Source organism: Flavonifractor sp. An306 (genome assembly GCF_002159455.1).
Lineage (GTDB): Bacteria > Bacillota > Clostridia > Oscillospirales > Oscillospiraceae > Flavonifractor.
On the sequence record NZ_NFIQ01000018.1, the window covers coordinates 40,624 to 58,689 of the forward strand.

Below are 18,066 nucleotides of genomic sequence, written 5' to 3' on the forward strand. Positions count from 1 at the left end.
CATGGCTACCGCTACCAAGGGTAAGAAGGTTATCCGTAAGCGCCGTGAGCGCAAGAACGTTGAGAAGGGCCAGGTGCATATCCGTTCCTCCTTCAACAACACCATGGTCACCGTGACCGATATGGGCGGCAACGCCCTGTCCTGGGCTTCCTCCGGCGGCCTGGGCTTCCGCGGGTCCCGTAAGTCTACCCCCTTCGCCGCTCAGACCGCTGCCGAGACTGCCGCCAAGGCTGCCATGGAGCACGGCCTGAAGACCGTGGAGGTGTACGTGAAGGGTCCCGGCGCCGGCCGTGAGGCCGCCATCCGCGCCCTGCAGGCCGTGGGCCTGGAGGTCACCCTGATCAAGGACGTGACCCCCATCCCCCACAACGGCTGCCGTCCGCCGAAGCGCCGCCGCGTGTAAGAGAAGGAGGAAGAACAAATGGCAAAGAACATGCAGCCTATTGTCAAGCGCTGCCGCGCGCTGGGCATTTCTCCCGCCGCTATGGGTTACGCTGGAAAGAGCAAGCAGGAGTCCAACCGCAATCCCGGCGGCCAGATGAGAAAGAAGAAGAGCGAGTACGCCCTGCAGCTCACCGAGAAGCAGAAGGTCAAGTTTGTCTACGGCGTCATGGAGAAGCAGTTCCGGATGTACTACGAGAAGGCCGCCCGGATGCCCGGCAAGACCGGCGACAACCTGCTGAGCCTGGTGGAGCGCCGTCTGGACAACGTGATTTACCGCCTGGGCTTCGCCGCTACCCGGCGTGAGGCCCGTCAGCTGGTGAGCCACGGCCACTTCACCGTCAACGGCCAGCGGGTGGACATCCCCTCCTTCCTGGTGAAGGCGGGCGACGTCATCGAGGTCCGTGAGGCCAGCCGCTCCTCCGTGAAGTTCAAGAAGCTGGTGGGCGAGGACGCCCCCACCGTGCTGCTGCCCCAGTGGCTGGAGCGGGAGAAGAACTCCCTGAAGGGTACCGTCACCAAGCTGCCCGTCCGCGAGGACGTGGATCTGCCGGTGGAGGAGCACCTGATCGTCGAGCTGTACTCCAAGTAAGAAAGATTGTACCCTCGATTATTGGTGAGCTGTATATGGCTGCGGGCTTTGGCCCGCAGCCGCGAAAAGGAGGGTAACACATGGTAGAAATCGAGAAGCCCCGCATCGAATGTGTGGAGAACCCCGGCGACGGTTCTTATGGCAAGTATGTGGTGGAGCCTCTGGAGCGGGGCTACGGCACCACTCTGGGCAACTCCCTGCGCCGCATCCTGCTCTCGTCCCTGCCCGGCACGGCGGTTACCTCCATCAAAATCGCCGGTGTGCAGCACGAGTTCTCCACCATCCCCGGCGTGAAGGAGGACGTGACGGAGATCGTCCTGAACGTCAAGAGCATCATTGCCAAGCTTCACTCCGAGGGCGTAAAGACGGTTTATATCGAGGCCAGCGGCGAGTGCGAGGTGACGGCCGGCGACATCAAGGCCGACGGCGAGGTTGAGGTGCTCAACCCCGACCTGCACATCGCCACCCTGGGCCCCGACGCCAGCCTGAACATGGAGCTGACCCTGTCCCACGGCCGGGGCTACGTCCCCGCCGACCGGAACAAGCCGGCCCAGACCATCATCGGGCTCATCCCGGTGGATTCCATCTATACGCCGGTGCGGAAGGTCAACTACACGGTGGAGAACACCCGTGTGGGCGACCTGACCGACTTCGACAAGCTGACCCTGGAGGTGTGGACCAACGGTACCATCACCGCCCGGGACGCGGTCAGCCTGGGCGCCCGGATCCTGTGCGACCACTTCGTGCTCTTCACCGATCTGTCTGAGACCATGGGCTCCAAGTCCACGGTGGTGGAGAAGGCGGAGGCCCAGCGGGACAAGGTGCTGGAGCTGACCATCGAGGAGCTGGACCTGTCGGTCCGTTCCTTCAACTGCCTCAAGCGGGCCAACATCAACACGGTGGAGGATCTGATCTCCAAGACCGAGGACGAGATGATGAAGGTGCGCAACCTGGGCCGCAAGTCCCTGGAAGAGGTCATCAACAAGCTGGCCATGATGGGCCTGCACCTGGCCGACGAGGACAACTGAGGCCAGAGAGGAGCGGGGGGACCCGGGGGCATGTAACGTCCCCTCCCGGGCCTGAACGCCGTCAGGCGCCCCCCTCCGGGGCGGCAAAAGCCGCCCTCCGGACGAATCTCAACCGCCATAGGAGTTGGAAACTATGTCTCATTATCGTAAACTGGGCAAGCCCACCGATCAGCGTATCGCCATGCTGCGCGCCATGACCACCTACCTGCTGGAGAACGGCCAGATCAAGACCACCGTCTCCCGTGCCAAGGAAGTGGCTCCCATGGCTGAGAAGATGATCACCCTGGCCAAGAACCCCAGCCTGGCCAACTACCGCAAGGCCCTGTCCTACCTGACCAAGGAGGACGTGGCCAAGAAGCTGTTTGACGAGATCGGACCCAAGTATGCCGACCGCAACGGCGGCTACACCCGGGTTGTGAAGATCGGCCCCCGCCGCGGCGACGCCGCCGAGATGGCCATCGTTCAGCTGGTGTAAGAACGGAAGAAAGCGCTCTGCCTGGGGCAGGGCGCTTTTTCATTTTGCTTGCAATCTCACGCCGGTTATGATATACTACGAAACAATCAATCAGTAAAGGAGACGGTGAGCCCTCGTGGACGAACCTCCGCCTAGTTGCAAGTGCAGAAAAAACCGTGGTCAGGACAGCCTTACTCTGCTGGAGTAGGGGTGTCCTTTTGCGCGTTTTTCCAAAAATAATAATTGGAGTGGATTGATTTTTTATGTTAGACAGTGCCAGTATTACGATGATTCTGATCCTTGTGGTTCTCGTCATCCTGTCGGCCTACTTCTCGGCCACGGAGACCGCCTTCACCTCCCTGAACCGCATCCGCCTGAAAAGCAAGGCGGACGGCGGCAACCGGCGGGCGGCTCTGGCGCTCCGGCTGGTGGACCAGTACGACAACCTGCTGTCCACCATCCTGGTGGGCAACAACATCGTCAACCTGTCCGCCTCCTCCCTGGCCACCGTGTTCTTTACCGAGGGGCTGCGGCTGCAGAACGGCGCGGTAATCTCCACCGCGGTCATCACCATCGTGGTGCTGGTATTCGGCGAGGTCTCCCCCAAGAGCCTGGCCAAGGAGTACCCCGAGAGCTTCGCTATGTTCTCCGCCCCCATTATGCGGGTGCTCATGGTGGTGCTCACCCCGGTGAATATCCTGTTCGGCCTGCTGAAGAAGCTGCTGTCCAAGCTGGTCCACAAGTCGGACGACAGCGGCATCACCGAGGAGGAGCTGGTGACCATGGTGGACCAGGCCGAGAGCGAGGGCGGCCTGGATCAGCACGAGAGCAAGCTCATCCGCTCCGCCATCGAGTTCAACGACATGGAGGTGGATGAGATCCTCACCCCCCGGGTGGACATCGTGGCGGTGGAGGACACCGACTCCATGGAGGACATCGCCCAGGCCTTCGCCGAGAGCGGATACTCCCGCCTGCCGGTGTACCATGAGGACATCGACGACATCATCGGCGTCATCCACGAGAAGGACTTCCACGCCGCCCGCTACCGGGGCATTGACGACATGAAGGCCTTTACCGGCCCCATGCTGTACACCACCGGCAACACCAAGATCTCCGAGCTGCTGCGCATCCTCCAGCGGGAGAAGGCCCATATGGTGGTTGTGGTGGACGAGTACGGCGGCACCGAGGGCCTGGTGACCCTGGAGGACATCGTGGAGGAGCTGGTGGGCGAGATCTGGGATGAGCACGACGAGGTCATCGAGGAGTTCAAGAAGCAGGAGGACGGCAGCTACCTGATCTCCTGCTCCGCCGACCTCACCGACCTGTTCGACCTGTTCTCCATCAAGGGAGAGTGCGACGCCAACACCATCTCCGGCTGGGTGATGGAGCAGATCGGCCGCATCCCCGAGGAGGGGGACCGGTTTACCTCCGATGGGCTGGACGTCACCGTCACCAAGGTGGACCACCGACGGGTGCTGGAGATCCGTGTGGTGGTGCTGCCGGAGGAGGAGCCCGGCAAAGACAAGGAAAAAGACAGGGAGAAGAACAAGGAGAGCTGACCGCTCCCCCATACACAGGAGGAAACACCATGGCAAGCACATTGGAAGATCTGAAGAACCGCCGCAGCTGCCGCAGCTATCAGCCCCGGCAGATCACCGAGGAGGAGCTCCAGCAGGTGCTGGAGGCGGGAACATACGCGCCCACCGGCCGGGGGGCCCAGGCTCCCATTATTGTGGTGGTGCAGGACAAGGAGACCATCGCGGCCCTGAGCAGGCAGAACGCCGCCATCATGGGCAATCCGGAGGCCGACCCCTTCTACGGCGCCCCCACCGTGCTCATCGTGCTGGCGGACAAGAGCCGCCCCACCTATCTGTACGACGGCAGCTGCGTGATGGATAACCTGCTCAACGCCGCCCAGGCGGTGGGCCTGGGCGCCTGCTGGATCCACCGGGCCAAGGAGGAGTTTGAGTCCGAGGAGGGCAAGGCCCTGCTGAAGCAGTGGGGCATCCAGGGGGATTATGAGGGCATTGGCCACTGTGTGCTGGGCTACCGGGCCGACGCCACTCCCGCTCCCGCCCCCCGAAAGGAAAATTACGTGTATTACGTCCGGTAAACGCCGAAAATTGCGCTGAAATTTCCGTATGAGACTTTACAATACGGGAAAAATGTGATAGTCTATCATAGCCTGCGTAGTGCGGGCCTTACCCCGGACTTCGTCTCCCGGCTCACACCGGCCGGTCACGCAGCCCGCGGGCACATTTGATGAAAGGTGGAAACCAACCATGATCCGTAAGGACGAAAAGACTGCCGTTATTGAGGCCAACCGCACCCATCCCACTGACACCGGCTCTCCCGAGGTGCAGATTGCCATTCTCACCGCCCGCATCCAGGAGCTGACCGAGCACCTGAAGATCCACAAGCACGACAACCACAGCCGCCGCGGCCTGCTGAAGATGGTCGGTAAGCGCCGCAAGATGCTGGACTACCTGATGGCCAAGGACATCGAGCGTTATCGTGCCATCATCGCCAAGCTGGGCATCCGTAAGTAAGAGGAAGCGCGGAGGCGTGGGTCGCAGGTCAACAGCGAGACACGCAGACGAAAAAACAGGTTGGCGGCACGCCAACGGCATTTTTCGCGGAGTGTTGAGCAGTTGACCGTTGCGAAGCCGCCGCAGCGTGACAAGAAAAAGGATAGGGGTGGCGCGGGACACCGTGCCACCCCTTCTTCCCATCCGTCAGAGCACGCTTTTTAGCAGTTGAACCTGGGTCCGGAGGCCGGGCTTGGGTTCAAGTGCTAAAAAGAGCCTGGCTCTGATGTGTGGGAAACACCGACGAAAAGGAGGCAGACTCACATGTCAACCATCATCAAGCACAAGGAATTCAACAACCGCAAAGTGTACAAGACCGAGGTGGCCGGCCGTCCCCTGACCATCGACGTGGGCAAGGTGGCCGAGCTGGCCACCGCGTCCGCCATGGTGACCTACGGCGAGACCACCGTGCTGGTGGCCGTCACCGTGTCCCCCCGCCCCCGGGACGGCGTGGACTTCTTCCCCCTCAGCGTGGACTTTGAGGAGAAGCTGTACGCCGTGGGCCGCATCCCCGGCTCCTTCATGCGCCGGGAGGGCCAGCCCTCTCTGCCCGCCGTGCTGGCCAGCCGCGTGATCGACCGGTCCATCCGGCCCCTGTTCCCCTATGACTTCCGCAACGACGTGGTGGTCACCGCCACCGTCATGAGCGTGGACCGGGACTGCTCTCCCGAGGTCACCGCCATGATCGGCGTATCCGCCTGCCTGGCTTACTCCTGCATCCCCTGGGCCGGCCCCATCGGCTGCCTGGAGGTGGGCTATGTGGACGGCCAGATCGTCATGAACCCCACCAACGAGCAGAAGCACAACTCCCAGCTGGACCTGACCGTGGCCGCCACCGACCAGAAGGTGATCATGATCGAGGCCGGCGCCAAGGAGCTGCCCGACGACATCATGTATGACGCCATCGTGAAGGCCCACGAGGAGATCAAGGCCCAGGTGGCCTTCATCAACCAGATCGTGGCGGAGATCGGCAAGGAGAAGATGACCTACGACCACGCCGACTTTGACCAGGAGCTGTTTGACAAGATCGTGGCCGCCACCATGGACGAGGCCAAGGCCGCCATGGACACCGACGACAAGAACGTGCGGGAGGAGCGGTGGAACGCCCTCATCGAGCGCTGGCATGAGCTCTTCCTGGAGGACTATCCCGAGATGGACAAGTACCTGGAGGAGATCACCTATAAATTCCAGAAGAAGATCGTCAAGGCCTGGCTGCTGGAGGGCCACCGTGTGGACGGCCGCGCCAAGAACGAGATCCGGCCCCTGGCCGCCGAGGTGGGCGTGCTGCCCCGGGTCCACGGCTCCGGCCTGTTTACCCGCGGCCAGACCCAGGTGCTCTCCATCTGCACTCTGAACACCCTCTCCGCCGCCCAGAAGCTGGATACCATCTGGGAGGAGGAGGAGAAGCGGTATATGCACCACTACAACTTCCCCGCCTACTCCACCGGCGAGGCCCGTGCCGCCCGGTCCACCAACCGCCGGGAGAAGGGCCACGGCGCCCTGGCCGAGCGGGCTCTGGAGCCGGTGATCCCCTCCGTGGAGGACTTCCCCTACGCCATCCGGGTGGTGAGCGAGGTGCTCTCCTCCAACGGCTCCACCTCTCAGGGCTCCATCTGCGGCTCTACCCTGGCCCTGATGGACGCCGGCGTGCCCATCTCCGCCCCTGTGGCCGGCATCTCCTGCGGCCTGATCCAGGATGACGACGGCGGCTTCACCACCTTCATCGACATCCAGGGCGTGGAGGACTTCCACGGCGAGATGGACTTCAAGGTGGCGGGCACCAAGGCTGGTATCACCGCCATTCAGATGGATATTAAGAACGACGGCCTGTCCCATGAGATCATCAAGGAGGCCCTGGAGATCACCAAGGACGCCCGGTACGCCATTCTGGACGAGATCATGCTGCCCTGCATCTCCAAGCCCCGGGAGGACGTGGCCGACACCGCCCCCAAGATGGTGAAGATGAAGATCGACGTGGACAAGATCCGCGAGGTCATCGGCTCCGGCGGAAAGGTGATCCAGAAGATCTGTGCCGACACCGGCGCCAAGATCGACATTGAGGACGACGGCACCATCTATATCGCGGGTACCGACAAGGCCTCCTGCGACGCCGCCAAAAAGACCATCGAGACCATCGTGTTTGTGCCCGAGGTGGGTCAGCTGTACTACGGCAAGGTGGTGCGCATCCTGCAGTTCGGCGCCTTTGTGGAGCTGGCTCCCGGTAAGGACGGCATGGTCCACATCTCCAAGCTGGCTGACCGCCGGGTGGAGAAGGTGGAGGACGTGGTGAACATCGGCGACATGATCTGGGTCAAGGTCACCGACATCGACGAGAAGGGCCGGGTCAACCTGTCCTATCGGGACGCCCTGAAGGAGATCAAGGCCAAGAAGGCCGCCGGCGAGCCCATTAAGTAAACCCATAGACAAAAGGCCGGACGGGGCTTCCCGCCCGGCCTTTTCTCCCTGTCTGCCCTGCTTGACAAGGGGGGTGGGGCATGATACACTCCAAAAAAAGGAGAGAAAGGGGCGGCGGGACCATGAAGAAAAAAGTGGTGGGGTATCTGGCGCTGATTCTGGTTATCACGGCGGCGGTGCTGCTTTTGATCGCCCTGCGGGGGTAAGGGGCCGGCTCGCTGCGCATACTAGAGAAAAGGCCATAGAAGTGCGAGGTTGTATTTTTTGAACTATGAACGGCTGACGCTCCCCAACGGGGTGCGTATTTTGACGGAACAGGTGCCGGGGGTGCGCTCGGCCTCCCTGGGCATCTGGGTGGGCACCGGCTCCCGCCATGAGAAGGCGGGGGAGAACGGCGCCGCCCACTTTATCGAGCACATGCTCTTCAAAGGCACCGCCAACCGCACGGCGGCCCAGCTGGCGGAGGAGATGGACGCGGTGGGCGGGCAGATCAACGCCTTCACCACCAAGGAGTGCACCTGTTTCTACGCCCGGGTGCTGGACACCCATCTGCCCCGGGCGGCGGATATCCTGTGCGACATGTTCTTCCACTCCAGGTTTGACGACGCCGACGTGGACACCGAGCGGGGCGTGATCCTGGAGGAGATCGGCATGTACGAGGACAACCCGGAGGACCTGTGCGCCGAGCGGCTGGCGGGGACAGTGTTCCGGGGTACCCCCCTGGCCCGGCCCATCCTGGGCCGGAAGGCCACCCTGGAGAAGATGGACGGGGCCTGGCTGCGGGACTATCAGCGCACCCACTACGGCCCGGAGCGCATTGTGGTGGCCCTGGCGGGCAGCTTCACCCAGGCCCACGTGGAGGACCTGGCCCAGCGCTTCGGCCAGCTGGAGCCGGTGGCCCACCCGGCGGGCCGCCCCGCCTTCTATACCCCCGGTGTGGTGGTGAAGAAAAAGGCCATTGAGCAGAACCACCTGACCCTGGCCTTCCCCGGCCTGCCCTTCGCCGACAAGCGGCGGTTTGCCCTCCAGCTGCTCTCCTCCATTCTGGGCGGGGGCATGTCCTCCCGGCTGTTCCAGCAGGTGCGGGAAAAAAAGGGGCTGTGCTACTCCATCTACACCTACGGCACCTGCCACGACGACACCGGCTACTTCGGCATCTACACCGCCCTGGGCCGGGAGACCGAGGGCCAGGCCCTGGACACCATCCTCACCGCCATCCGGGACTTTACCGAGGGGGGCGTCACCCAGGAGGAGCTGGACCGGGCCCGGGAACAGTCCAAGGCCAACGTGCTCATGGGCCTGGAGTCCACCCAGTCCCACATGAGCAGCCTGGGCCGGGGGGAGATCCTCCAGGGGGAGGTACTGGACGAGGACCAGATCATCGCCGCCTACGACGCCGTGACCCGGGAGGACGTGCGGGCGCTGGCCCGGGCGCTGTTCCGGTTTGAAAACGCCTCCCTGTCCGCCGTGGGCCGGGTGGGGGCTCAGGCGGAGTACCAGGCCCTGCTGAACTGAACCATGGAAAAACGGGCCCGCTGCCTCTGGCAGCGGGCCCGTTTTGTCTGTTAATAAAGCTTGTCCAGGATCCGGATGATCTGGGCCACGCAGCCCTCCTCGCAGCTGCCCATCACGTAGGCGCCCCAGTCCTTTACCTCCTGGGCGCAGTTGGCGGGGGCGAAGGGGATGGCGGAGCGGGCCAGCATGGGGATGTCGTTCTGGTTGTCCCCCACGCAGTAGACCTGTTCCGGGTCTATGCCCAGGTAGTTAACCAGATAGTCCACCATGCCTCCCTTGTTGCTGCCCTTCCGGGTCATCTCCAGCAGCACCGCGTTGGAGAAGATGATCTCATACTCCTCCCCCCACCGCTCCAGCATGTACTGCTGCACGCGGCGGAGCACCTGGTTTTCCTGCTGGAGGATCACCTTGCTCCAGGGCAGGGGCATCTCCCCGATGGGGACCTCGGAGGCTCCCATACCCGCCCGGTTCAGGTGGCTGCGGGTGACGGCGTTGGGCTGATAGACGTAGATGTCGTCATGGTTGTAGGCCTCAAACCCGATCTCGGGGATGTCCCGGGCCAGCTGCTGCAGGTCCTCCCGTGCCCGGTCGGGGAGAAAGGTCTCGTACACCATCCGGTCCGCCCGGAAATCATACAGGGCGGAGCCGTTGGACAGGATCACCGGGGCGTTGATGGCCACAATTTGGGCATGGGGGGCGAAGGTGGGATGGGCCCGCCCGGTGGCGATGGTAAAGGTGCCGCCGTGGCTGGTGAAATATTCGATGGCCTCCACATTGACCGGCGGTACCCGCAGGTCGGCGCCATATAGGGTGTCGTCAAAATCGCTGACCAGCAGCACGCCGTCAAATTTGCCCAAATTATATCACCTGACTTCTGTTTAGATGGAGCGGATATCCTCCGCCCGGAAATATTTGCCCAGAGGCTTGGAGAGCAGAGCGAACACCACCAGGCAGAGCACCATGTCAATAGCCATATAGAAACCGTTGTACAGCAGGGAGTAGAACCAGGGGGAGGTCATGGTCATGCCGAAAAACAGCTCGGGCATGTACTCGGCCCAGATGGTAGCTCCTACGATGTAGTGGACCAGGAACCGGGCCACACAGCCCACCACGGTGCCCACAAAAATGCCCTGCTTCCAGCCCCGGCACAGGCCCGCCAGGCCCAGCACGGTAAAGGCCACCAGATAGTCTCCGATGATGGACTGCCAGCCGATGGCGATGCCGCCGGCCTGCATGAACTGGAGTACGCCGTCGGCGAAGCCCACTACCAGCCCGGGGCCTACCCCCCAGCGGACGGCAAAGAGCAGGATGGGCAGCATGCCGAAGTCAATGCCGCCGCCGTCATACATCTTCCAGAACTGGAGCAGGCTGAGGACAAAGGCGGCGGCCAGCATAATGCCGCCCTCGCACAGCATACGCACGGCGGAGTGGGAGCTTTGTTTGCTTGTGGTCATAGGATCATTCCTCCTAAAAATTCGTACCGCAGCGCAAACCGGGAAGCGCGATGCGGTACGGGAGGAACGACAACAGCCGAATCCACTTCCTACGCCGGCATTACCCGGATCAGGTTTAAGGGACACGGGCGGCACTACGCCCTGATCTCAGCCGGACTTGCGTCCAGCGCCCCTGGTTATTCGATTTGTTTTGCGGTCTTAGCAAAGTTTATACCAAATGCCCCAGTTTTGTCAATACTTCCTGAAACCAGGAGGGCAGCGGGCACTCCAGGGTGAGCCGCTCCCCGGTGCGGGGGTGGACAAAGGACAGCCGCCGGGCGTGGAGACACTGGCCCGCCAGCCCCGGCCAGGGTTTTTTGGAGCCGTACACCACGTCCCCCAGCAGGGGGTGGCCGGTGTGGGCCATGTGGACCCGGATCTGGTGGGTGCGGCCGGTCTCCAGCCGGCACTGGATATGGGTGTAGCCGGAAAACCGCTCCAGCACCGTCCAGTGGGTCACCGCCTCCCGGCCCTGGAGGAAGTTCACCGCCATCTTCTTCCGGTCGGTGGGGTGGCGGGCAATGGGGGCGTTCACCGTCCCCTGGTCCTGCTTTAAATTGCCCACGCACACCGCCTCATATTCCCGGTACAGGGAGTGGTCCTGCAGCTGGGCCGCCAGGGCCAGGTGGGCAGTATCGTTTTTGGCGGCGATGATCAGCCCCGAGGTATCCCGGTCAATGCGGTGGACGATGCCCGGCCGCAGGGCTCCGTTGATTCCGGAGAGGGAATTTCCACAGTGATATAACAGCGCGTTGACCAGCGTGCCGTCGGGGTGGCCCGCCGCCGGGTGGACCACCAGGCCCACCGGCTTGTTGACGGCGATCACGTCCTCGTCCTCGTACACCACGTCCAGGGGTATGTCCTGGGGCAGGATGTCCACCGGGGCCGGGTCGGGGAGGACCACCACCAGCTCGTCCCCCGGAGCGGTCTTGTAGTTCTTTTTCACCGGCCGGCCGTTCAGCGTGACCGCCCCCTCCTCCAGCAGCTTCTGGGCCGCCGAGCGGGTGAGCTGGGGCAGGGCGGCGGCCAGAAACTGGTCGGCCCGCTGGCCGGGCGCATCAACCTTCAGACGCAGGGGCGTCATGATCCTTATCCTCCTTGCCGTGGAACAGCAGGTAATAGACGCAGAAGGCGATCCCGCCGCACACCACACAGATGTCCGCCACGTTGAACACGGCGAAGTTGATAAACAGGGTCTGGAACATGTCGGTGACATAGCCCAGGAAGGCCCGGTCGATGAGGTTGCCCACCGCCCCGGCCAGCACCACCGACAGGCAGGTCATGGCGAAGGGATGGGGGAACACCTTTTTGAACAGCAGCACCGCCAGCAGGATGGAGGCCCCCAGGGAGATGAGGGTGAGCACCCAGGTGTGCTCCTCCAGCAGGGAGAAGGCGGCGCCGGTATTCTGCACATAGGTAAACTGAAGCACATGGGGGAGAAAGGGGACGGATTCCCCCAGGCCGATGTTGGACCGGACCAGGAACTTCACCAGCTGATCCAGGGCCACCAGGGCGGCCGCGAGCAGGGCGTAGAGCATAGACAGGGCTCCTTTGCAGAGAGTGGGCCGGACAGGCCGGCAGGTAACTTTTATTGTACCATGCCGGCCCCCAAGGGGCAAGCCCCGCCGGGAAAATCCGTTTCCCGGGGAACTTTTTCACCATTGTATCATGCTTTACATTCTTTTGCCCCCAGGCGTGCCATACTACAGGCAGAAAGCGAAGCATTTAGGAGGCCGTTCCGATGAAGGAATATCCGGTTCAGCGGGCCGCGGTGCTGAAAGAGAAGCCCGACCCCAGTACGTTGGTATTCGGCAGAACCTTTACCGATCATATGTTTATCATGGACTACACCGCCGGCCAGGGCTGGCACGACGGGCGGATCGTCCCTTACGGCCCCATTGCCCTGGACCCCTCCGCCATGGTGTTCCATTACGCCCAGGAGGTCTTTGAGGGCCTGAAGGCCTACCGCTCCCCCGACGGCGGGGTACAGCTCTTCCGGCCCACCGAAAACGTCAAGCGCATCAACAGCTCCTGCGAGCGGATGTGCATTCCGCCCCTGGACGAGGAGGACGCCCTGGCCGCCATCGAGCAGCTGGTGCGTCTGGAGGCCGACTGGGTGCCCAGCGCCCCCGGCACCTCCCTGTATATCCGCCCCTTCATCATTGCCACCACCCCCACCCTGGGGGTCCACGCCGCCCACAACTACATCTTCGCCATCATCACCTGCCCGGTGGGAGCCTATTACGCCGAGGGCATCAACCCGGTGAAGATCTACGTGGAGAGCGAGGACGTCCGGGCGGTCCGGGGCGGCACCGGCTATACCAAGTGCGGCGGCAACTACGCCGCCTCCATCCGGGCCGGCGAGCGGGCGGAGGAAAACGGCTACGCCCAGGTGCTGTGGCTGGACGGCGTCCACCGCAAGTATATTGAAGAAGTGGGCTCCATGAACGTCATGTTCCAGATCGGAGATACGGTGGTCACCCCGCAGCTCACCGGCTCCGTGCTGCCCGGCATCACCCGCAAGTCCTGCATCGAGCTGATGCGGGACTGGGGGCTGAAGGTGGAGGAGCGGCTGATCACCGCCCAGGAGCTCTTTGACGCGGGAGCCAACGGCTCCCTGAAGGAGGCCTGGGGCACCGGCACCGCCGCCGTCGTCTCCCCCATCGGCGAGATGGGCTGGGAGGACAGACATGTGGTGGTCAACGGCGGCAAGATCGGCCCGCTGGCCCAGAAGCTGTACGACACCCTCACCGGTATCCAGTGGGGGACCCAGCCCGACCCCCATCACTGGGTGGTCAAGCTGTAAGACTGCGTTCTACGAACCTTCCTATAATCTTCCCAGAACAAGGGGCGGAACTTTGGTTCCGCCCCTTGTTCTATCTTTAAATTTGTTTAGATTTCACCCGCGGCACCGCCTCTGTGGTACAATGGCGCAAAAGAAATGAGGTGCTGTTATGAAACGTCCCGTGATCCTGTCCGTTGTGTTGGCGGGTCTGCTGTCCCTGTCCGCCTGTTCCCTGCCCATCCGGCAGGGCGGGAATGTGGAAATTCAGGCGGAGGCCCGGCGGCTGGCGGCCGTCCAGCTGGGCAAGCTGGACGGCCTGGTGACCCCGGAGGAGCGGGAGCAGGTGGTGGGGCAGCTGGAGTGGCTGCTCTCCCTGCGCCGGCTCAGGGAGAACGGAGGGGAGCGGGAGCCCTCCCCCCGGGAGGAGCAGCTGGTGAGCCGGCTCAATCAGCTCTATGAGGACTATACCCGCCGCTATCTGGGGGACCTGGGGAGCTGGAGCGCCGACGAGGAAAAGATAGAGCAGCTGACCGCGTACACAGTGAAGGACGGCGGGCTGGAGGCCGTGGAGGGGAAGGACGCCTATCAGGACCTGTGGAATCAGGTGGGGGCCATGCTGCCGGAGGGAAGTCTGGATGCCTTTGACCGCTTTACCGTCTTTACCGACGGGGCGGAGGAGATCCTGGCCTATGTGGTGCCCACCGATGACGCCGGCGCCCGGTGGGAGCTGGCGGTGGATCCGGAGGACGCCGGCGACGGGGCCAGCTTTGCCGAGACGGTGATGCATGAGTACTGCCACTATCTGACCCTCAACAACGGGCAGGTGGACTACGGCGGCCAGCCCACCTACGGCTGCTATGCCGAGAGCGACCTGGCCGCCCGCCCGAACTCCTACCTGAACGCCTTTTACCGGACCTTCTGGTCTGACTACCTGGATGACCGGCTGGCCGATCCGGAGACCTACGGCTTCTACCTCCGCCACAGTGACGACTTTCTCACCAGCTATGCCGCCACCAGCCCGTCGGAGGACATCGCCGAGAGCTTTGCCTATTTCGTGCTCTACGACCAGGCGGAGGGGGAGGGCCTTCAGGCCCAAAAGCAAAACTTTTTCTATGCCTATCCCGAGCTGGTGACCTTCCGGGATCAGGCCCGGGCACGGATGGGGCTGTGAGCCTTACCGGGCCAGGGAGCGGAACCCTTTGGGCGCCGCCGCGCGGAAGAGCCGCTGCTCCCCTGTGAAGGGATCGGTGAGGGCCAGCTCATGGGCGTGGAGGCACAGCCGGCCCAGAGGGTTGGTGGCCGCGCCGTAGTCCTGGTCTCCCGCCACCGGGCACCCCAGCTCACTGAGGTGGGCCCGGATCTGGTTTTTCCGGCCGGTGCGGATGTCCACCTCCAGCAGGGTGTATTCCGTTCCGGCGCTCAGGGTGGTATAATGGGTTATAGCCTCTTTCCCGCCGGAGCGGACGGAATAGACCTTGTGGGCGGCATTTTCCCGCAGCAGGGTGCGGATGGTGTCGGTCTCCCTGGGCGGGCGGCCCTCCACCACCGCCAGATAGCCCCGGCGGCTCACCAGGGTGTCCCAGCGGTCCTGATAGGCCCGCTTGGTCTGCTCGTCCTTGGCGAAGAGCAGCACCCCGGAGGTGTCCCGGTCCAGCCGGTGGACGATGAAAAGCCGGCCTTTGGGTTGGCTCCGGCGGACGTAGTCGGTGGCCATGCGGTAGGCGGTGCGCACCTTCTCCCGGTCGCTGGCCATGCTCAGAAGTCCGGCGGGCTTTTCGATCACCAGCAGCCGCTGGTCCTCGTAAAGGACGGGAAAGGGGGCCTTTGCCTCCCGGCTGCCCTGAGGGCGGATCACCACCACCTGACCCGGCTCCAGCGGGTGGTCGTGGCGGGTGACGGTGACCCCGTCCACCTGTACCTGGCCCCGGGTGAGCAGGCTCTTGACGTTGTTGCGGCTCTGGCCCCTGATCTGCTCCAGCAGAAAGGGGAGCAGCGGCCCGGCCTGGGTGACGGAATAGGTTTTTTCCTGCATAACTTCACATCCTGAGAGGAGAATGTCCCATGAATGAGACGCTGGCCCAGCTCCACGCCCGCAAGTCGGTGCGGGCCTATCTGGATAAGCCCATTGCCCCGGGGGAGAAGCGGGCCATTCTGGAGGCGGCCTGCGCCGCCCCCACCGCCGGAAACCAGCAGCTTTATACTATTTTAGATATAACCGACCAGGCCGTCAAGGCCACCCTGGCGGATACCTGCGACCACCAGCCCTTCATTGCCCAGGCGCCCATGGTCCTCATTTTCTGCGCCGACTGCCAGAAGTGGTACGACGCCTATCAGGCGGGAGGCTGCCAGCCCCGGGCGCCGGGGCCGGGGGACTTATTATTGGCCTTTTCCGACGCCAATATCGCCGCCCAGAATGCGGTGACCGCCGCCTGGAGCCTGGGCATTGGCTCCTGCTATATCGGGGATATTCTGGAGCGGTGCGAGACCCACCGGGCGCTGCTGTCTCTGCCGGAGTACGTGGTGCCCGCCGCCATGGTGGTGTTTGGATACCCCACCGACCAGCAGAAGGCACGGGAGAAGCCCCGCCGCCGGACTATGGAGCACATTGTCCACGAAAATACATACCGCCGGATGGACGGGGCGGAGCTGGAGGCCATGCTGGCGGATCACGCCGGACAGCGGAGCTATACCGACTGGCTGCAGGCCTTCTGCCAGCGGAAATATAACTCGGACTTTTCCCGGGAGATGAGCCGCTCGGCGGCGGAATATCTGAAGCGGTTTCTGCCGGAGCCGGGAGCATAAGAAAAAACGCGGCGCAAGCGATCTCGCTTGCGCCGCGTTGTGCTTGGTTGCCGAAAAAGATGCAGACACATATTAGCGTGCTACAATGGTTTGCGCAATTTAGTCAATAAGAGAAACAATTAAATAATATATTTAAAGTATCTTTTTATTATATCTGAAATTTCTTCCAATGAGTATCCCGATCTTTCAAAAACTGAACAATAAACAGCGATTTTGAGTCGAAAATATATTGCATTAGGAATCTCATCCTCTGTGAATTTAGTTGAATGTGTAAGGCTATTACGAAGATTTACAAGCCACCCAATATCTTTTAGGGTTTGTGTCTCACTATTGTTGATAATAAACCTATTGGCTTGTTTTGTCTCTTTGTCAATAATCGCAGCATATTTTCTATAAACACGCCAGAGTTTTTCTTTTGCTGGCAAACTAATATGTTTAAGTGTCCCGTATATATAATCATAAGTACTACCATTCAATATGTCCGGGTTTTCTTTTCTGAAAGCTTTAACCTGTCTTTTGAGATTATCAACGAGCATAGTGACTGCGGGATTAGCCGTTTCTTTATTGAGATAGTTAAATTCTACTTCTAAAGCTGTACAAAGCTCCCTAATTTTGTTTTTATCAACGCCATTATCGGAATTAGTTCGAGGCAAAAAGTCCAGTATTGGCCTTGTATTTTCACAATTTAATAATTCAAATAATTTCCCCAATTTTTCTCCCAAATAATTTATTTGAAAACGATAAAACGCAGGATACTGGAATTTTACACCTTCAACCTTTTCGGTGTTAATTGCACAATCAATTTGGCTTCTAAATCCAGCAATTCCTATTGACTGCTTTTTATCCCATAATCCTATATTCGTGTCTGTAATATTATATTGCCCTACACAAAAAGCGAGTAGTGTACACACCGCTTGCCAACAAATCTTAATCATGGAAAGACTTTGGCGCTCATTAAATTCTAATCGTACAACAGAATATAATTTGCCCAAATCAGTGGTGTCAACAGAGAGATCATTCCTGTCCACAACTACGGTAAATATCAAATTACATTTTGTTCCATTAAGCGTTGTTGAAAAAATTTTGGCATACACTTGAGGAGGTAACCACTCAATGCATTGACTTGCAACATTAACTTTTTTTATAGCTATTTTAGGAGAAAAGATTGAATCAACAGCATTTCCTGTAAAGTCTATTGCGGTAAAACCATGTAGGTCGTTATAATCGTAAAGATATTTTCCATCAGCATCCTTGGAGTTAGAGGTTCTCAAGATAATGTCAACAATTAGTGTTAGACAACCTTCGTGATAGGCCATAGGTAGCTGGTACTCTGATAACAGAAATGCGACATCGAAACCCCAATCATCAACACCATAAATCCAATCAAGTGAACTTAAACTACCAGAAGTTTCTTTGCATTTTAATCTAAATAGGTCGATATCTTCAGTTTTCGGTATAATCTTTAAAGAATAACCATCCGAGAACGAAAAGAAACAGTCAATTTCAAATATCACTAGATGGCCTATAAAGGTATCATTTATTGTATTCATTATAATCCGCTATCCCCCTTTCTTGCTCTTTGTTACTCAAAAACTACGCACCGTATATGTAAATATATTCTATTTATAGCTATGCCATGTTGAGAGTACGAAGATACAATGGCTATAATGTACGGTTCAATGTTATAGCCTGTAAAATCGGTTGAAGATATATACCTTATTAGTGAAGTTACAATATTATACTTGCTTATTTATTTTATATTATATCATATTTCCAATGTTTTTCTGCTCCTCATGTTGTTAAAAAATAGATATTCTTGCCTACTTTGCAAGATAAAATAGACATTGTTAGCGTCAGGCGATAATCGCCATTCCGGGTCAGGCGAAAAACGCCAATTTTGGTCAACTGAAAACAGCCATTTACAATTTGAATAGTTCCTTTACACTGGAGGCG

At 60.1% G+C, this 18,066-nt stretch carries 19 protein-coding genes and 1 riboswitch; of the genes, 13 read left to right on the forward strand and 6 right to left on the reverse strand.

The features are described 5' to 3' along the window. Position 1: 1 nt before the first annotated feature. From rpsK to B5F88_RS06470, 10 genes are all read left to right on the forward strand, one after another. Positions 2-403, forward strand: coding sequence for a 30S ribosomal protein S11 (rpsK, locus tag B5F88_RS06430; protein ID WP_007494608.1), 402 nt, complete (start codon positions 2-4; stop codon positions 401-403). An 18-nt stretch (positions 404-421) separates the two neighbouring features. Continuing rightward, the gene (gene rpsD / locus B5F88_RS06435; protein ID WP_087343148.1) at positions 422-1,033 is read left to right on the forward strand and encodes a 30S ribosomal protein S4; all 612 of its coding nucleotides are present in this window, start codon (positions 422-424) and stop codon (positions 1,031-1,033) included. Positions 1,034-1,113: 80 nt separating this feature from the next. After that, a complete protein-coding gene (locus B5F88_RS06440) occupies positions 1,114-2,061 on the forward strand; it encodes a DNA-directed RNA polymerase subunit alpha (protein WP_087343151.1) in 948 nt (315 codons plus the stop codon). Positions 2,062-2,194: 133 nt separating this feature from the next. Next, entirely contained in the window at positions 2,195-2,536 is a 342-nt protein-coding gene (rplQ, locus tag B5F88_RS06445; RefSeq protein ID WP_087343154.1) for a 50S ribosomal protein L17, read from the forward strand. Between the two features lie 242 nt (positions 2,537-2,778). Next, complete coding sequence (locus B5F88_RS06450) at positions 2,779-4,074, forward strand: hemolysin family protein (protein ID WP_087343157.1); 1,296 nt, start codon at positions 2,779-2,781, stop codon at positions 4,072-4,074. 29 nt (positions 4,075-4,103) lie between these two features. Next, positions 4,104-4,628, forward strand: coding sequence for a nitroreductase (locus tag B5F88_RS06455; RefSeq protein ID WP_087343163.1), 525 nt, complete (start codon positions 4,104-4,106; stop codon positions 4,626-4,628). Positions 4,629-4,797: 169 nt separating this feature from the next. Next, positions 4,798-5,064, forward strand: coding sequence for a 30S ribosomal protein S15 (gene rpsO, locus B5F88_RS06460; protein WP_087188508.1), 267 nt, complete (start codon positions 4,798-4,800; stop codon positions 5,062-5,064). Positions 5,065-5,367: 303 nt separating this feature from the next. Continuing rightward, entirely contained in the window at positions 5,368-7,518 is a 2,151-nt protein-coding gene (locus B5F88_RS06465) for a polyribonucleotide nucleotidyltransferase (RefSeq protein WP_087343168.1), read from the forward strand. A gap of 80 nt (positions 7,519-7,598) precedes the next feature. Next, positions 7,599-7,724 carry a hypothetical protein gene (locus tag B5F88_RS21760; RefSeq protein ID WP_275532916.1) on the forward strand — a complete coding sequence of 42 codons (126 nt, stop codon included), beginning with the start codon at positions 7,599-7,601 and terminating at the stop codon, positions 7,722-7,724. Positions 7,725-7,782: 58 nt separating this feature from the next. Continuing rightward, positions 7,783-9,033, forward strand: coding sequence for a pitrilysin family protein (locus B5F88_RS06470; protein WP_087343199.1), 1,251 nt, complete (start codon positions 7,783-7,785; stop codon positions 9,031-9,033). A 50-nt stretch (positions 9,034-9,083) separates the two neighbouring features. Here the strand turns inward: B5F88_RS06470 and B5F88_RS06475 are convergent, their stop codons facing one another. The 4 genes from B5F88_RS06475 to lspA form a co-directional block, all read right to left on the reverse strand. Continuing rightward, positions 9,084-9,890: an HAD-IIB family hydrolase gene (locus B5F88_RS06475; protein WP_087343171.1), complete on the reverse strand. Its 807-nt coding sequence runs from the start codon at positions 9,888-9,890 to the stop codon at positions 9,084-9,086. Between the two features lie 21 nt (positions 9,891-9,911). Next, entirely contained in the window at positions 9,912-10,487 is a 576-nt protein-coding gene (locus tag B5F88_RS06480) for an energy-coupled thiamine transporter ThiT (protein ID WP_242959657.1), read from the reverse strand. A gap of 67 nt (positions 10,488-10,554) precedes the next feature. Next, a riboswitch (TPP riboswitch) is annotated at positions 10,555-10,671 on the reverse strand. A gap of 24 nt (positions 10,672-10,695) precedes the next feature. Beyond that, on the reverse strand, positions 10,696-11,610 hold the full coding sequence (locus B5F88_RS06485) for an RluA family pseudouridine synthase (RefSeq protein WP_087343174.1): 915 nt from the start codon (positions 11,608-11,610) through the stop codon (positions 10,696-10,698). Continuing rightward, positions 11,585-12,064 carry a signal peptidase II gene (gene lspA / locus B5F88_RS06490; protein WP_087343177.1) on the reverse strand — a complete coding sequence of 160 codons (480 nt, stop codon included), beginning with the start codon at positions 12,062-12,064 and terminating at the stop codon, positions 11,585-11,587. The genes B5F88_RS06485 and lspA overlap by 26 nt, the downstream gene beginning before the upstream one ends. Positions 12,065-12,267: 203 nt before the next feature. On the opposite strand from lspA, the gene B5F88_RS06495 reads away from it, so the two are divergent. Together B5F88_RS06495 and B5F88_RS06500 are read left to right on the forward strand one after the other, a co-directional pair. Continuing rightward, positions 12,268-13,332 carry a branched-chain amino acid aminotransferase gene (locus tag B5F88_RS06495; RefSeq protein WP_087343180.1) on the forward strand — a complete coding sequence of 355 codons (1,065 nt, stop codon included), beginning with the start codon at positions 12,268-12,270 and terminating at the stop codon, positions 13,330-13,332. A gap of 148 nt (positions 13,333-13,480) precedes the next feature. Then, a complete protein-coding gene (locus tag B5F88_RS06500; RefSeq protein WP_087343184.1) occupies positions 13,481-14,482 on the forward strand; it encodes a hypothetical protein in 1,002 nt (333 codons plus the stop codon). A 3-nt stretch (positions 14,483-14,485) separates the two neighbouring features. On the opposite strand, the gene B5F88_RS06505 is transcribed toward B5F88_RS06500, so the two are convergent. After that, the gene (locus tag B5F88_RS06505) at positions 14,486-15,343 is read right to left on the reverse strand and encodes an RluA family pseudouridine synthase (RefSeq protein WP_087343187.1); all 858 of its coding nucleotides are present in this window, start codon (positions 15,341-15,343) and stop codon (positions 14,486-14,488) included. Positions 15,344-15,372: 29 nt separating this feature from the next. Between B5F88_RS06505 and B5F88_RS06510 the strand changes: the two genes are divergently transcribed. Continuing rightward, a complete protein-coding gene (locus B5F88_RS06510) occupies positions 15,373-16,113 on the forward strand; it encodes a nitroreductase family protein (protein WP_087343190.1) in 741 nt (246 codons plus the stop codon). Between the two features lie 119 nt (positions 16,114-16,232). On the opposite strand, the gene B5F88_RS20175 is transcribed toward B5F88_RS06510, so the two are convergent. Further along, positions 16,233-17,663 carry a hypothetical protein gene (locus B5F88_RS20175; RefSeq protein WP_140402070.1) on the reverse strand — a complete coding sequence of 477 codons (1,431 nt, stop codon included), beginning with the start codon at positions 17,661-17,663 and terminating at the stop codon, positions 16,233-16,235. Between the last annotated feature and the right edge of the window lie 403 nt (positions 17,664-18,066).

Coding starts and splice junctions, on each gene's coding strand:
- B5F88_RS06510 (WP_087343190.1), top strand. CDS start 15,373: ATGAATGAGACGCTGGCCCAGCTCCACGCCCGCAAGTCGGTGCGGGCC.
- B5F88_RS20175 (WP_140402070.1), bottom strand. CDS start 17,663: ATGAATACAATAAATGATACCTTTATAGGCCATCTAGTGATATTTGAA.
- B5F88_RS06480 (WP_242959657.1), bottom strand. CDS start 10,487: ATGACCACAAGCAAACAAAGCTCCCACTCCGCCGTGCGTATGCTGTGC.
- B5F88_RS06485 (WP_087343174.1), bottom strand. CDS start 11,610: ATGACGCCCCTGCGTCTGAAGGTTGATGCGCCCGGCCAGCGGGCCGAC.
- B5F88_RS06455 (WP_087343163.1), top strand. CDS start 4,104: ATGGCAAGCACATTGGAAGATCTGAAGAACCGCCGCAGCTGCCGCAGC.
- B5F88_RS06500 (WP_087343184.1), top strand. CDS start 13,481: ATGAAACGTCCCGTGATCCTGTCCGTTGTGTTGGCGGGTCTGCTGTCC.
- B5F88_RS06465 (WP_087343168.1), top strand. CDS start 5,368: ATGTCAACCATCATCAAGCACAAGGAATTCAACAACCGCAAAGTGTAC.
- rpsK (WP_007494608.1), top strand. CDS start 2: ATGGCTACCGCTACCAAGGGTAAGAAGGTTATCCGTAAGCGCCGTGAG.
- rplQ (WP_087343154.1), top strand. CDS start 2,195: ATGTCTCATTATCGTAAACTGGGCAAGCCCACCGATCAGCGTATCGCC.
- lspA (WP_087343177.1), bottom strand. CDS start 12,064: ATGCTCTACGCCCTGCTCGCGGCCGCCCTGGTGGCCCTGGATCAGCTG.
- rpsO (WP_087188508.1), top strand. CDS start 4,798: ATGATCCGTAAGGACGAAAAGACTGCCGTTATTGAGGCCAACCGCACC.
- rpsD (WP_087343148.1), top strand. CDS start 422: ATGGCAAAGAACATGCAGCCTATTGTCAAGCGCTGCCGCGCGCTGGGC.
- B5F88_RS06505 (WP_087343187.1), bottom strand. CDS start 15,343: ATGCAGGAAAAAACCTATTCCGTCACCCAGGCCGGGCCGCTGCTCCCC.
- B5F88_RS21760 (WP_275532916.1), top strand. CDS start 7,599: ATGATACACTCCAAAAAAAGGAGAGAAAGGGGCGGCGGGACCATGAAG.
- B5F88_RS06450 (WP_087343157.1), top strand. CDS start 2,779: ATGTTAGACAGTGCCAGTATTACGATGATTCTGATCCTTGTGGTTCTC.
- B5F88_RS06495 (WP_087343180.1), top strand. CDS start 12,268: ATGAAGGAATATCCGGTTCAGCGGGCCGCGGTGCTGAAAGAGAAGCCC.
- B5F88_RS06440 (WP_087343151.1), top strand. CDS start 1,114: ATGGTAGAAATCGAGAAGCCCCGCATCGAATGTGTGGAGAACCCCGGC.